We start from the raw sequence: 13,573 nt of genomic DNA, 5'->3' as shown, positions 1-13,573 counted from the left end.
TCGCGCCGGGCGTTTTTCGTTTCTGGTCCCTAGAGCAGGCCCAGGGCCAGGTCCGCCGGCCGGCAGAGCGCCGCGCCCTTGGGCGTCACCACGATCGGGCGGTTCACCAGGATCGGCTCGATGATCATCGCCGCGATGATCGCCTCGTCCGAGACGTTCGGATCGGTCAGGCCCAACGCCTCGGCGTTGGTGCCCCGCACCCGCAGGATGTCGTGCGCGCCCAGCTCCATCCGCTTCAGCAGATCCTCGAGCTGTTCGCGCGTCCAGCCGGCCTTCAGGTACTCGACGACGGTGGGCTCGACGCCCTTGTCGCGCAGCAGCTGCAGGGTGTTCCGCGAGGTCCCGCAGCTGGGGTTGTGATAGATGGTGACGTCGCTCATCGCGGCGGGATAGCCCTTCGCGCGCCGGCGGGCTACCCCTCCAGCGCGTCGATCATCGCCACCCGAGGCGCGTGCCGCCCGCCTTCGAACTCGGCCTTCAGGAACGCATCGACGATGTCGAGCGCCAGGCCTTCGCCGATGACCCGCGCGCCCAGCGAGATCATGTTGGCGTCGTTGTGCTGGCGGATCATGCGGGCCGAGAAGGTGTCGCCGCAGACGCCGCAGCGGATGCCCCGGACCTTGTTGGCCGCCATCATGATCCCCTGGCCGGTGCCGCAGAGGATGATGCCGAACCGGCAATCGCCAGAGGCCACGAGCCGTGCGGCGGCTTCGCCATGCTGGGGATAGGGCGTGCTCTCGGGCGTCGTCGGCCCGATATCGACGACGGTCCAGCCTTGCGCTTCGACGTGGGCGGCGATGGCCTGACGCAGCGCAATGGCGCTGTGGTCGCTGGAAAGGACGATGCGGGTGTTGGCGGTCATGCCGGGGCTATAGCGCCAGAAGCGCCCCCCGCGCCATCACCAGCTGAACGCCCGCGTCCCCGCCACCCAGGTCGAGTCGGACGTGTCCCACGCCATCACGTCGGCCGGCCGGGCGGGCAGGGGCGCGACGCCGGACGGCCAGCGCTCCAGTCCGGCCACATAGCGCACGTCCAGGCGGCCGGGGCCGCTGGGCCGGATGACCAGTTCCACGCCATTGCCGGGCGCCTGCCAGTTGACCTTCACCCACTCGCGCGCCGGCAGCGCCAACGTGATGGGCACGCCCGACAGGCTGTTGGCCTGGGCCGCCGTGCTGGCCCGGATCTGCAGGGCCAGGGTGCGTGCGCCGGCCGGGGGCAGGGCGTTCAGCCGCACCGAACCGTCGGCCTGTTTCACCAACGTGACCTGCGGTGGCGTCTCGGCGACCGGCGGGGCGGCGACCGCCAGCTGCGGGCTGCGCCAGGCCCAGTGCTTCAGCAGCGTCGGCGAGCCGCCCTCGGCGCCCAGCACGTTTCGGGTCCAGGAGGTCTTGTCCACCTGCGGAGCGTAGCGCCACGCTTTCCCGGTATCCTGGTCGACCAGGTAGCCCACGTAACTCACCTGCGGGAACCGCGGCGACCACGGCTCGTCCGAGCGAATGAACAGGGTCAGCGTCAGGCCGCCGGCCAGAAGGATCATGCCGACGACGAGGCCCTTCTGCGCGCCGTTGTCCGGCTGGGCCAGCGGCCAGAGCACGAGGCCCGCCGTGACCATCTGGATCCCGAACAGCGGCATCAGGTCCATCGCCTCGAAGGCGAAGTGCGAGATGCCGCCCTGCCACCCCAGCGCGGCGGCAGCCAGCACGACCAGGAGCACCGTGGGCAAGACGCCGCGCCGGGCGCTGAGCGCCGTCGCCGCGGCCCCGATCGCGCCCACCAGCAAGGGCCAGACCAGCACATAGGAGGCCGCCGGGAACGTTATCTGGACGATGACCGCCAGCAGGAGGCCCAGCACCAGCACGCCGGCCCAGGCGCCTTTGCGGGTGGTGCGGGTCTTGTAGACGAACAGGCCCAGCACGCCCGCCAGGACGCCGGTCACGGCTCCGATGATGTCGAACTCACCGAAGGCCGAGCAGCCCAGGCCCAGCAACACCGGCACGGCCGCCATCCAGCGCCGTCCCCGGGCCAGGTCGCCCGCCGACAGCATCAGGAAGCCCAGCGACAGCAGCATGATCGCCCATTCCCATGGGGCGGCCTGGGCCAGCAGGAAGCGCTGTTCGATGAAGCCGAATTCGGCGCCGGTGAGATGGCGGGCGAACTGCAGCGCGGCCACCGAGCCCAGCGCCCCGAACGCCAGCGCGCCCATGCCCCGCGGGATGTCCATGGCCTCGAACTCGCCGGAGTGGCGGGCCCAGCGCACCGAGAAGGCCAGCAGCACCGCGACCACCACCAGCAGCACCCAGCCGAACCAGACCGGGTAGGCCACCACGATGTCGCCGAACAGGTTCGAGTAGATCGGCGAGGCCGACTTTCCGGGCAGGTCGGCCGAGAACGCCGCCTCGCTCGCGGCGGCCAGCAGTTGCGTCCCCATGTCCTGCAGCGAGCCGCGCTCGAGATTGGCCGGCGTGGAGGTGGCGCTGTGATAGTCGAACTGGCGGCCGATGATCGCGTAGTTCATGCCCGGGATGCCTGCGGCCAGGCTCTCGGTCATGTCGGTGTCGTTCGGCATCTTCTCGTAGATCATCACCGCCAGCGATGAGCTGGCCGGTCGCTGGGCGGTCTGCTGGAAGAGGCGGATGAGTTCGCCGTTCTCCTTGCTGGTCTGGAACATGTTGACCCGGCCGGACGAACCGCGGGCCTCCAGGTTCAGGACCAGCCCGATCCGCTTGGCCAGCGGGTCGCGACGGAAGAAGTGATTGGCGCCCAGCAGCCCGGCTTCCTCGCCGTCGGTGACGATCAGCATCACGTCGCGCGCGGGCAGGCCCCGAGCCTTGATCGCGCGGACGGCTTCCAGCGAGGCGGCCACGCCCATAATGTCGTCGGCGGCCCCGGGGGACCCGGGCACGCTGTCGTAGTGCGACATGATCGCCAGCGCCGGCTTGGTGCGGTCGCGACCGGGCAGCACGCCCACCACGTTCTCGACCGGGCCGGCGACGACCATGCCCGTGCGTTCGGCGCGGATCTCGCCGCGGCTTGTCCTGATCTGGGGCAGAGGCCCACACTCGGTCATGCGCGCCACCAAGGCGTCGCGTACGCGGATGTTCGCGGGCGAGCCGATCGGGTGCGGTTCGGAGGCGAGGAGGGTGACGTCCGCGAACGCCCGGTCGGCCGAGAAGACGCTGGCGGGCGCGCTGGCCGGCTGGGACTCCGGCAACAGCTGGTCGTTGAACGCGATCCACGAGCCCAGCATCAGCGCCACCAGGAGCGCAAGGTAACGAAGCACGCCGCAGTCCCTCCCGTTTGTCCGTGGAGGCTAGACTGGGTCGCCGAAAACGAAAACGCCCGCCGGTGGGGGCGGGCGTTCCGATAGTGAAGCTATGGTGGCCGGTCAGGCGGCGATCGTCGCGCCCATTTCCATCGGATCGCGCAGCACGTAGCCGCGGCCCCAGACGGTCTCGATGTGATGCTTGCCGTCGGCCGCGGCCGCGAGCTTCTTCCGGAGCTTACAAATGAAGACGTCGATGATCTTCAGCTCGGGCTCGTCCATGCCGCCGTACAGGTGGTTCAGGAACATTTCCTTGGTGAGCGTCGTGCCCTTCCGGAGCGAGAGCAGCTCGAGCATCTGATATTCCTTGCCGGTCAGATGCACGCGGATGCCGTTCACTTCCACGGTCTTGGCGTCGAGGTTCACCACGATGTCGCCGGTCTTGATGACCGACTGGGCGTGGCCCTTGGAGCGACGGACCACCGCGTGGATGCGGGCGACCAGTTCGTCCTTGTGGAACGGCTTGGTCATGTAGTCGTCCGCGCCGCCCGAGAAGGTCTTCACCTTCGTCTCGATTTCGGCCGTCCCCGACAGGATCATGATCGGGGTATTGATCTTGCCGACGCGAAGGGTCCGCAGGACGTCCATGCCGCTCATGTCGGGCAGGTTCAGGTCCAGAAGAATCAGATCGTAGTCGTAGATCTTGCCCAGATCGACGCCTTCTTCGCCCAGATCAGTAGTATAGACGTTGAAACCTTCGGACTTGAGCATCAACTCGATGCTCTGCGCAGTCGCGCTATCGTCCTCGATCAACAATACGCGCATTAGCCTCTCCTGCCCGCGTCCCCGCATACCCGGCGAACGGATGCCTCCGCTCTTCGGCTCCCCGTTAACCTGCCCGAGCGTCCTTTAAGACCGGTTAATGGTGCTGGTCCCCAAGTGAGAATCGTTAATCTGATTTCCGAATCGGACTCAAGCGCGGCCGGTCGGCCGTCGAGTCGCACCCCTGTTGAATCTTTCGTGATTGGACAGGCCCTTCGAAACAGATGGCGGGAACGCGTTGCTCCGACAGGGGTTTCACCGGCCAACAGAGGCCGGAGTAAGACCATGACCGACCATCCCGAGACCCTCGCGCCGTATCAAATGCCGTGGCGCCGCGACCGCGTGAAGCAGGCGCTCGCTCTGGCGCCAATGCTGCGCGCCGTGCCGAAGAACCCGCTGTTCCTGATCGGCGCCGCCGTGATCGGCGTGGCCGGCGTGATGGCCTGGCGCAATCGCGAGAAGATCGCCGCCACGACCGGCCCGATGATCGACGACGCCAAGGCCCGCGGCCACGCCTTGATCGAGGAGGCGCGGACCAAAGGCGAGGACCTGATCGACCAGGCCAAGGCCACGACCGAAGCCGTCGTCGCCAAGACCCGCAGGCGCAAGGCCGGTCCCGCGGCGACGCCGACGGTGACCGAGGTCCACTAACCGTTCCAGCCTGCGGCGCCTGGACGCGGGAAAAACCGTCGTCCAGGGGCTACGGCGCAGGCAGTTCTTCACAACCCCTTAAGGCTGCGAGGCCATGGTCTGCGACGTAGCTTAAGGGGCGTGCGTGCAGAGCCTTGTGGCCGCGATCGAGCGGCTTGATCCTTTGACGGTTTCCGGGCGGGTCGCCGCCGTGAACGGTCTCCTGATCGAGGCGCGCGGCGGTCTGTCGCGCCTGGCGGTCGGCGCCCGCGCCGAGATCACCCGCCTCGCCGAAAAGCCGGTGGCCGCCGAAGTGGTGGGCTTTCGCGAAAACCGCGCCCTGCTGATGCCGTTCGGGCCTGTTGAAGGCGTGGCGCCCGGCGCGGAAATCCGCATCCAGCCGCTTGGCTCCGCCGTGCGTCCGACCAAGGCCTGGCTTGGGCGGATCGTCGACGCATTCGGAGAGCCAATCGATGGCAAGGGCCCGCTGCCGCAGGGCATCGTGGGCTATCCGTTACGCGCACCGCCGCCGTCGGCCCATGCCCGCGCCCGGGTGGGTGAGCGCCTGGATCTGGGCGTGCGGGCCATGAACGTCTTCACCACCTGCTGCCGCGGCCAGCGCCTGGGCGTTTTCGCGGGCTCGGGCGTCGGCAAGTCGGTGCTGCTCTCCATGCTGGCCAAGAACGCCGACTGCGACGCCGTCGTCGTGGGCCTGATCGGCGAGCGGGGCCGGGAGGTTCGCGAGTTCATCGAGGAAACCCTGGGCCAGGAAGGCTTGCGCCGCGCCATCGTCGTGGTCGCCACCTCGGACGAGCCGGCCCTCAAGCGCCGCCAGGCCGCCTATATGACCATGGCCATCGCCGAGTTCCTCCGCGACCAGGACCTGGAAGTCCTGTGCCTGATGGACTCGGTCACCCGCTTCGCCATGGCCCAGCGCGAGATCGGACTGGCCGCCGGCGAGCCGCCGACCACCAAGGGCTACACGCCCACCTGCTTTACCGAGCTGCCCAAGCTGCTGGAGCGCGCGGGTCCCGGCCCGATCCGGCCCGACGGCACCCAGGCCGGCCCCATCACGGGCCTGTTCACGGTGCTGGTGGACGGCGACGACCACAACGAGCCGATCGCCGACGCCGTCCGAGGCATCCTGGACGGTCACATCGTGATGGAGCGGGCCATCGCCGAGCGCGGCCGCTTCCCTGCGATCAATGTGCTCAAGTCGATCAGCCGCACCATGCCGGGCTGCCAGACGCCCGAGGAGCGCATTGTCGTGCGCCAGGCCCGGGAGGCGCTCTCGGCGTATTCGAACATGGAAGAGCTGATCCGCATCGGCGCCTATCGCGCCGGCGCCGATCCGCTGATCGACCGGGCCATCGCGCTCAATCCGGCCGTCGAGGCGTTCCTGTCCCAGAACCCCAACGACGCCACCAGCCTGGACGACAGCTTCCAGGGCCTGTCTGACATCCTGCAAGGAGCCGCCGCGTGAGTTGGGCCGATTCCCTGATCAAGCTGTCGACCTACGAGGCCGAGGTCCTGCAGAAGCGGCTGGCCGAGATCGTCGACCGCCGCGTCGCCTGCGAACTGCGGCTGGCGATGCTGGACGCCGAAGGCGAGGCTGAGAAGACCTACTCGGCCCAGGAGGCCGAGGCCGGCATCTATCGCGCCGGCTTCTTCGAAGGTCTGAAGCTGCGCAAGGCCAAGATCCAGTCCGAGATCGACGTCATCCTCATTGAGGAGGCCGGCGCCCGTGATGCGCTCTCCGAGGCCTTCGAGGCCCAGAAGAAGTACGAGCACATCGCCGACAACCTGCGTGTCGAGGCCCGCAAGCTCCAGGGTCGCCTCGAAGCCGCCGCCATGGACGAAATGGGCCTGCGCAAACGCGCGAGCTAGGGCCTGTTGAGATTCAGCGCGAGTGAATGACGGCGGCGGTGAGGTGGATCATGGCTGAGAAGCTGCGGTCGGTCTTGTCGCTGCGCATGGCGATGCGTTTGAACTCCTTGAGCTTGCAGAAGAAGTTTTCGATCAGGTGACGCCATTTGTAGACCTCGGTGTCGATGTCGAGGGGGATGGCGCGGCGAGGATGCTGAGAGATCACGGCCTTGGCGCCGCGCTCATCCAACTCGGCGATGATGGCGTTGCTGTCGAATGCCTTGTCGCCGAGCAAAGCGTCGAACTCGAGGCCCTGGATCAACGGCGCGACGCCCACGGTGTCGAAGCGGTGACCGGGCAGCAGGACGAAACGGACCAGGTTTCCGAGCGCGTCGGTGAGCGCCAGTATTTTGGTGGTCATGCCGCCCTTGGAGCGCCCGATGGCCTGGCTCGAAGTCCCCCTTTTGCGCCCTGCCCGTGGCGATGGACCTTCACGATGGTGGCGTCGACCATGGCGTACTCCATGTCCGGCTCGTCCGAGCAGGCGTCGAAAAGCCGTGTGAAAACATCGGCGTCACGCCAGTCGCGGAAACGCGTGTAGACCGTGTTCCACTTGCCGAACGAGGGCGGAAGATCCCTCCATGGGCTTCCGGTCCGGGCGATCCACAGGACGGCTTCGATGAAGAGCCGGTTGTCCGCGCCGCTACGCCCGGGATCGCTCGGCTTCCCCAGGCAGTGCGGCTCCATCTTCGCCCACTGGGCGTCGGTCAAAACGAATCGTTCCATCCGCAGCTTGAATCACACCACGCCGCCTTCGAGAATCTTGAATCTCAACAGGCCCTAGAGCGTGCGGAAGGCGCGGGCCGCGTTCATCGCGAGGCGCTGACGCCTAGCGGCCGTTCCGCTCGCGCTCCATGTCCTGACGCAGGACGTGGAGATCCTCGCTGATCTGGAAGACGGCGACATAGAATTCGCAGAAGGCGCGCCAGAGCAGCACTGCGATGAAGACGCCCATCAGGCCCACGCCCAGCACCGCTGCGGCCAGGAAGATGCCCCAGCCGCCCTCCCGGATGGCCACGCCCACCGAGGCGCCGACGACGCCGAACGCGATCACGCCGATGATGCCCAGGCCGGCCCAGTAGACCAGATGGACGACCGTGCCGGTGATCAGCTTCTCGAAGGTCAGCAGGTCCCACAGGAATTGCCGTGGAAGGCCCTGGGGTCGCTCAAGGGGTCGCCGCATCCGGATTCCGAGACTCAAGTGGGGCGAACGCGTCGCCCAAGGCCCGAACCGCTATCAGCCGGGACGGCGACCTGCAACGGCCTGCGACTAGCCGGTGACGGTTGAACGCGGCGCCGTGGCCTTCCCGGCCGCTCCGCCGATCAGGCCCGCCACCGCCGATCCGGCCGTGCCGAACGCCAGCAGCGAGGGCGGTACGTCGCCCAGCAGCACCGAGGCCCCGATCCCCAGGAACGCACAGGCGCCGCCCGCGAGCACGCCGCCCACGAGGCTCATGGCCCAGCCGGCCCGCGCGAGCCGGGCGTAGAACACCCCGGCCACCAGGGAAATGCCCATGCCGCCGAGCGCGAACGCCGCGGCGACGGCCGGCGAGAAGTGCCCCGCGACCACCATGCCCACCTGGGCGGCCGTCGCGACCAGGGTGACCCGGGCGAGTGTTCTCGTGTCCATTTCAGTTTGCTCCCTTGGGGGGCGCCACTTTCGCGGCGGCGGCCTTGGCTTCCTGCTGGGCCTGGACCTGATTCCAGTCGATCGGCCCCTTGGTGAAGCTCTCCTTCAGCTTGACCAGGGAGTAGGCGTTGCCCCAGCCGAAGTGCTTGTAGAGCGTGTCGTAGGGCTCGCCGGGCTTGTAGCCGACGGCGGTCAGGGTCACCCGTGTGCCGCCCGCTGAGGCGTCCGCGAACTCCATCACCGTGACGATCTCGTCGAACTGCTCGCGGCCGGGCAGGGTCTTGGGTGCGTTCACGTTGCGGATCGCCAGCGTCTGCTCGGGCTGGAAGACGACGATCTGGTTCCGGATGTTGTCGGCGTCGCCGATCTTGGCCTTGAAATCGTAACTGCCCTCGATCGTCCCGCCGAGCTTCCCGTCGACCAGCGCCACGGGGACCGCCCAGGCCCGGTAGCCCTCGGTGGTGGTGAACCGCTCCCACACGGCCTTGCGCGGCGCGGGCACGTCGATGGCGATCCGCAGCACCTTGTGGCCGTTGGCCTGCACGAACGAGGTGTCGGTCACGTCCGGGTAGTCCTTGATCGATTGGGCGGCGGCCGCGCCGGCCGAAAGGGCCAGCGCCGCCGTCGCGGCGGCGAGCCGCGCAAGCGTTTTCATGTGGGTCGTCCCTCCGTCGTTGTCGTGGCCTGCTGCAGCCGGGTGAGGTAGTCGCGCAGCCCCGCCACCGAGGCGTCGAAGGCTTCCAGCGAGCGGTGTGTGCGCGACTGCATCACGCCGCCCTCCATCACGTTGAGCACCAGGATCGCCACCATCCGGCGGTCGAGGTCGGCGGGCAGGCGATCGGCCGCCTCGTCCAGGCAGCGCTCGATGTGGCCGACCCATTGGGTGAAGTTGAGCGACAGCAGCTCGCGGACCGGCGGGTCGGGCTCGTGCAGCTCCAGTGCGATCGAACCGATCGGGCAGCCGTAGAGGCAGTCGGTGGCCTCGAGCATCCCGCGGTAGCGCGCCAGCAGCGCGAACACCTTCTCGATGGGATCGTCCACGCCGTCCCAGGCGGGGGCCAGCAGCATCGGCTCGATGCCCTGGCGATAGAGGTCCAGCACCGCGATCAGCACGTCCTGCTTGGTGGGGAACGCGTGGTACAGGCTCCCCGCATTCGCGCCGGCCTCGCGCAGGATGTCCTGGATGGATGTGCTCAAGTAGCCCTTCTCCCCGAAGAGCTTGAGCGCGGCGAAGACCAGCCGGTCGCGGGTGGGGAGATCTTCCATCGGGGCCTTGGTTGAGCGTTCAACTCAGACCTAAGCATGACTTGAATGAGCGTTCAAGCCGCGACGCCTCCGCTACCACTTCGTGGTTCCCCTCCCCCCGCGCGCGGGGGGAGGAGACTAGGTTGGCGTTCAAGTTCCTCCCCCATGCCAATGGGGGAGGGGGACCACGAAGTGGTGGAGGGGGCGCTGGGCCGCCTTAGATCGAACCCACCGTCTTGAGGCGCGCGCGGGGGTGGATCTCATTCTGGCTCATGACCGGGGTCTGGCCGCGGAAGCGCTCGATGATCGAGCGGACGTAGGGGCGCACCGTCGGGCTGGTGAGCAACACCGGGGTGTCGCCGGCGAGCGCGGCGCGTTCGAAGGTCTCGCGGACGTTGCGGATGAAGTCCTGCAGGCGCGACGGGGCCAGCGCCAGCTGCTTCTCCTCGCCCCCCCCCACGAGGGCGTCGGCGAAGGCGTTCTCCCACTCGGGCGACAGCGACACGATCGGCAGGGCGCCGTCGTCGCCGCGATAGGCGTAACAGAGCTGGCGGGCCAGACGGCCGCGGACCTGCTCGACCAGCATGGTGATCGAGCTGGTGTGCGGGGCGGCCTCGCCGATGCCTTCCAGGATAGCGCCCAGGTCGCGTATCGAGACCCGCTCGCGCAGCAGCGACTGCAGCACGCGCTGGACGGTGGTGGCCGACACGACCGTCGGAATCAGGTCCTCCGAGAGCTTCTTTTGTTCGGCCGGCAGTTCCTTGAGCAGCTTCTGGACCTCGGCGTAGGTCACCAGGTCGGGCATGTTCTCCTTGAGGATCTCGGTCAGGTGCGTGGTGAGCACGGTGGCGGGATCCACGATGGTGTAGCCGCGGAAGCTGGCTTCCTCCCGCAGCGAGTCGTCGATCCAGGTGGCCGGCAGACCGAACGCCGGCTCCTTCACATGCTCGCCGGGCAGATCGACCTGGGCGCCTCGCGGGTCCATCGCCATCAACTGGCCGATCCGCACCTCGCCTGAGCCCGCCTCCATCTCCTTGATGCGCAGGCAGTAGCCCATGGAGGGCAGGCGCATGTTGTCGAGGATGCGCACCGACGGCATCACGAAGCCGAAGTCGGCGGCCAGGGTGCGGCGCAGCGCCTTGATCTGGTCGGTGAGCCGGCGGCCTTCCAGGTCGTTGATCAGCGGCAGCAGGCCATAGCCCAGCTCGATCTTGATCTCGTCGATGGCCAGGGTCTGGCCGATCGGCTCGTCTTCGGGCTCGGCCGCGGCGGGCTCGATGGTGACGGCCTCAGGCTCGTTGGCCTTCTGTGCGCGCCGCCAGGCCAGGACGCCCGCGCCGATCGACAGGGCCGCGAACGGGATGATCGGCATGCCGGGGATCAGGGCCAGCACGCCGGCGGTGGCCGCGACCATGCCCAGCGCCACCGGGTTCATCGCCAGCTGCGAGACCAGCGCCTTGTCGGCCGAACCTTCGACGCCGGCCTTCGAGACCAGGAAGCCCGCGGCGATCGAGATGATCAGCGCCGGGATCTGGCTGACCAGGCCGTCGCCGATCGACATGATCGTGTAGCTGGCGAAGGCCTCGGCGAGCGGCACCTTGTGCTGCAGCACGCCGATCAGAATTCCGCCGATCACGTTGACGGCCAGGATGATCAGTCCGGCGATCGCGTCGCCGCGCACGAACTTCGAGGCGCCGTCCATGGCGCCGAAGAAGGTCGATTCCTGCTCCAGCTCCTTGCGGCGCAGCTTGGCCTGGTCCTGGTCGATCAAGCCCGACGACAGGTCAGCGTCGATCGCCATCTGCTTGCCGGGCATGGCGTCCAGGGTGAAGCGGGCCGCGACTTCGGCGATCCGCCCCGAACCCTTGGTGATCACGACGAAGTTCACGATCACCAGGATGATGAAGACGATGACGCCGATGGCGAAGTTGCCGCCCATCATCAGCTTGCCGAAGGTCTCGATCACGGCGCCGGCGCCGTGGGCGCCCTCATGGCCGTGGCTGAGGATCAGCCGGGTGGTGGCGATGTTGAGCGCCAGCCGGAACAGGGTCGCGACCAGCAGCACGGTCGGGAACGAGGTGAAGTCGAGCGGCCGCTTGAGCAGGATCGACGTCATCAGGATCAGGATCGACGAGCCGATCGAGATCGTCAGCAGGACGTCGAGGACGAAGGCGGGGATCGGCAGGATCAGCAGAACGACAATGCCGACGATGCCGAGCGCCATGGCGACCTCGCCACGCGCCAGCATGCCCCACACGTCCCTGGCGGACGGTGCGGTGTCGTATCGGTAGGTGGAGCCGGTGTCCGCCATCGAGGGTTAGGCCGCGTTCGCGCCCATCTGCGGGGCGGGTACGGACACGCCGGCCTCGGTGTACTCCTTCAGCTTGTTGCGCAGGGTGCGGATCGAGATGCCCAGGATGTTGGCCGCGTGCGTGCGGTTGCCGAAGCAATGCTCCAGCGTCTCGATGATCAGCGTCTGCTCCACCTCGGAAACGGTCTGGCCGACGAACGAGCGGGTGGCGACCTCCGCCGCCGAAGCCGCGGACTGGGCCGTGCGCGCGTGTGCGTCCACCGCGGCGAGCGGCTGGCCGTCAGGCAGGCGGATGGCGTTCTCGTCGATCTCGGGTCCGACCGAGAGCAGCACCGCGCGGTGGATGGCGTTCTCCAGCTCGCGGACGTTGCCGGGCCAGCGGTGGCCGGCCAGGCGGCGCTTGGCTTCCTGCCCCAGCGGCTTCTCGGCCATGCCGTTCGCGGCGGCGTACTTCTTCACGAAGAACTCGGCCATCGCCAGCACGTCGCCCGGACGCTCGCGCAGCGGCGGCAGCCGCAGGTTCACGACGTTGAGGCGGTAGAGCAGGTCCTCGCGGAACGTGCCGTCCTTCACCGCCTGCGTCAGGTCGCGGTTCGACGTCGCGAGGATGCGGATGTCGACCTTCACGGGCTTGGAGCCGCCCACGCGGTCGATTTCGCGCTCCTGGATCGCCCGCAGCAGCTTGGCCTGCAGGCGCGTGTCCATCTCGCTGATTTCATCCAGCAGCAGGGTGCCGCCGTTGGCCTCCTCGAACTTGCCGATGCGGCGGGCGAGCGCGCCGGTGAAGGCGCCCTTCTCATGGCCGAACAGCTCGCTCTCGAGCAGGTTCTCGGGAATGGCCGCGCAGTTGACCGAGATGAAGGTTCGGTTCGCACGGCGCGACTTCTGGTGGACGTAGCGGGCGATGACTTCCTTACCGACGCCGCTCTCCCCCGTGATCAGGATCGAGGCGTCCGACGGCGCCACCTGATCCGCCAGCGAGATCACCGCCTGCATCGACGGGTCGCGAACCACCATCGGGCGGTTGTCGTCGCTCACCGCCGACAGAACCGCCGCGATCAGCTCGGCTTCCGGCGGCAGCGGGATGAATTCCTTGGCCCCGGCCCGGATGGCGGCGGCGGCCCGCTGCGGGTCAGCGGCGATGCCGCAGGCCACCACCGGCACGCGGATCCGCTCGTCCTCGTTCGCCGCGATCAGGCCGGCGATGTCGAGGTCGTAGTCGACCATCAGGAGGTCCGCCCCCTGGCCCGAGCGCAGCGCGTGCGTCGCCGCCTCGATGGTCTCGACGTGGCTGACCTTCGCGCCCGCGCTCATCGCCATCTTCACGGCGGTGGCCAGCTGTCCGCTTAGTTTTCCGACGACCAGAAGCCGCATTCTCTAACTCCCCTGTCCGCCAGGCCTCAGGCCTGCGCGTCGCCGTCCTTGATGATTTCCGTCATGGTCACGCCCAGGCGTTCGTCGACGATGACGACCTCGCCGCGCGCCACCAGGCGGTTGTTCACGTAGATGTCGATCGCCTCGCCGACCTTGCGGTCCAGCTCCAGGATCGAGCCCTGGCTGAGCTGAAGCAGCTGCGCCACCGACATCGACGAGCGGCCCAGCACGGCCGAGATGGCCACGGGCACGTCGAAGACGGGGGCCAGGTCGCCGGCCGTGCGCTCTTCGCTCAGCAGGCTCGCCAGGACGTTGTCGGCGTCTTCTGAAGGCGCGAACTCGTCGAGTTTCAGTTCGTCGTCGGCCATGGGTC

At 68.1% G+C, this 13,573-nt stretch carries 14 protein-coding genes and 1 pseudogene; 3 read left to right on the top strand and 12 right to left on the bottom strand.

Translation table 11 applies throughout. The features are described from left to right. Positions 1–29: 29 nt before the first annotated feature. The 4 genes from arsC to ctrA form a co-directional block, all read right to left on the bottom strand. The gene (gene arsC / locus ACQ66R_RS06455; protein ID WP_430420274.1) at positions 30–380 is read right to left on the bottom strand and encodes an arsenate reductase (glutaredoxin); all 351 of its coding nucleotides are present in this window, start codon (positions 378–380) and stop codon (positions 30–32) included. A 32-nt stretch (positions 381–412) separates the two neighbouring features. Then, positions 413–862: a ribose 5-phosphate isomerase B gene (rpiB, locus tag ACQ66R_RS06450; protein ID WP_430420272.1), complete on the bottom strand. Its 450-nt coding sequence runs from the start codon at positions 860–862 to the stop codon at positions 413–415. A 36-nt stretch (positions 863–898) separates the two neighbouring features. After that, the gene (locus tag ACQ66R_RS06445) at positions 899–3,280 is read right to left on the bottom strand and encodes a M20/M25/M40 family metallo-hydrolase (protein ID WP_430420270.1); all 2,382 of its coding nucleotides are present in this window, start codon (positions 3,278–3,280) and stop codon (positions 899–901) included. A gap of 105 nt (positions 3,281–3,385) precedes the next feature. Next, positions 3,386–4,087 (bottom strand): response regulator transcription factor CtrA, encoded by a 702-nt coding sequence (gene ctrA, locus ACQ66R_RS06440; RefSeq protein ID WP_430420268.1) that lies wholly within the window; start codon positions 4,085–4,087, stop codon positions 3,386–3,388. 282 nt (positions 4,088–4,369) lie between these two features. On the opposite strand from ctrA, the gene ACQ66R_RS06435 reads away from it, so the two are divergent. The 3 genes from ACQ66R_RS06435 (at position 4,370) to ACQ66R_RS06425 (ending at position 6,601) form a co-directional block, all read left to right on the top strand. Then, positions 4,370–4,735 carry a YtxH domain-containing protein gene (locus ACQ66R_RS06435; RefSeq protein WP_430420266.1) on the top strand — a complete coding sequence of 122 codons (366 nt, stop codon included), beginning with the start codon at positions 4,370–4,372 and terminating at the stop codon, positions 4,733–4,735. A 124-nt stretch (positions 4,736–4,859) separates the two neighbouring features. After that, the gene (gene fliI, locus ACQ66R_RS06430; protein ID WP_430420264.1) at positions 4,860–6,197 is read left to right on the top strand and encodes a flagellar protein export ATPase FliI; all 1,338 of its coding nucleotides are present in this window, start codon (positions 4,860–4,862) and stop codon (positions 6,195–6,197) included. Beyond that, on the top strand, positions 6,194–6,601 hold the full coding sequence (locus ACQ66R_RS06425; protein ID WP_430420262.1) for a flagellar export protein FliJ: 408 nt from the start codon (positions 6,194–6,196) through the stop codon (positions 6,599–6,601). Before fliI ends, ACQ66R_RS06425 begins: the two co-directional genes overlap by 4 nt. A gap of 13 nt (positions 6,602–6,614) precedes the next feature. Here ACQ66R_RS06425 and ACQ66R_RS06420 read toward each other — a convergent pair. The 8 genes and pseudogenes from ACQ66R_RS06420 to fliN form a co-directional block, all read right to left on the bottom strand. Further along, positions 6,615–7,327: pseudogene (locus ACQ66R_RS06420) on the bottom strand (IS5 family transposase). 142 nt (positions 7,328–7,469) lie between these two features. Next, positions 7,470–7,823: a DUF4282 domain-containing protein gene (locus tag ACQ66R_RS06415; protein ID WP_430420260.1), complete on the bottom strand. Its 354-nt coding sequence runs from the start codon at positions 7,821–7,823 to the stop codon at positions 7,470–7,472. Between the two features lie 87 nt (positions 7,824–7,910). Next, positions 7,911–8,270 (bottom strand): hypothetical protein, encoded by a 360-nt coding sequence (locus ACQ66R_RS06410; protein ID WP_430420259.1) that lies wholly within the window; start codon positions 8,268–8,270, stop codon positions 7,911–7,913. A gap of 1 nt (position 8,271) precedes the next feature. Continuing rightward, positions 8,272–8,925, bottom strand: a complete 654-nt coding sequence (locus ACQ66R_RS06405; RefSeq protein WP_430420257.1) for an SRPBCC family protein — start codon at positions 8,923–8,925, stop codon at positions 8,272–8,274. Further along, complete coding sequence (locus ACQ66R_RS06400; RefSeq protein ID WP_430420255.1) at positions 8,922–9,536, bottom strand: TetR/AcrR family transcriptional regulator; 615 nt, start codon at positions 9,534–9,536, stop codon at positions 8,922–8,924. Before ACQ66R_RS06400 ends, ACQ66R_RS06405 begins: the two co-directional genes overlap by 4 nt. Before the next feature lie 196 nt (positions 9,537–9,732). Then, positions 9,733–11,763: a flagellar biosynthesis protein FlhA gene (gene flhA, locus ACQ66R_RS06395; protein WP_430426233.1), complete on the bottom strand. Its 2,031-nt coding sequence runs from the start codon at positions 11,761–11,763 to the stop codon at positions 9,733–9,735. Positions 11,764–11,832: 69 nt separating this feature from the next. Continuing rightward, on the bottom strand, positions 11,833–13,200 hold the full coding sequence (locus ACQ66R_RS06390; RefSeq protein WP_430420253.1) for a sigma-54 interaction domain-containing protein: 1,368 nt from the start codon (positions 13,198–13,200) through the stop codon (positions 11,833–11,835). 26 nt (positions 13,201–13,226) lie between these two features. After that, on the bottom strand, positions 13,227–13,568 hold the full coding sequence (gene fliN, locus ACQ66R_RS06385; RefSeq protein ID WP_293362938.1) for a flagellar motor switch protein FliN: 342 nt from the start codon (positions 13,566–13,568) through the stop codon (positions 13,227–13,229). Between the last annotated feature and the right edge of the window lie 5 nt (positions 13,569–13,573).

Source organism: Phenylobacterium sp. (assembly GCF_965284355.1).
GTDB lineage: Bacteria > Pseudomonadota > Alphaproteobacteria > Caulobacterales > Caulobacteraceae > Phenylobacterium.
This window is presented reverse-complemented; position numbering and strand designations above follow the sequence as displayed.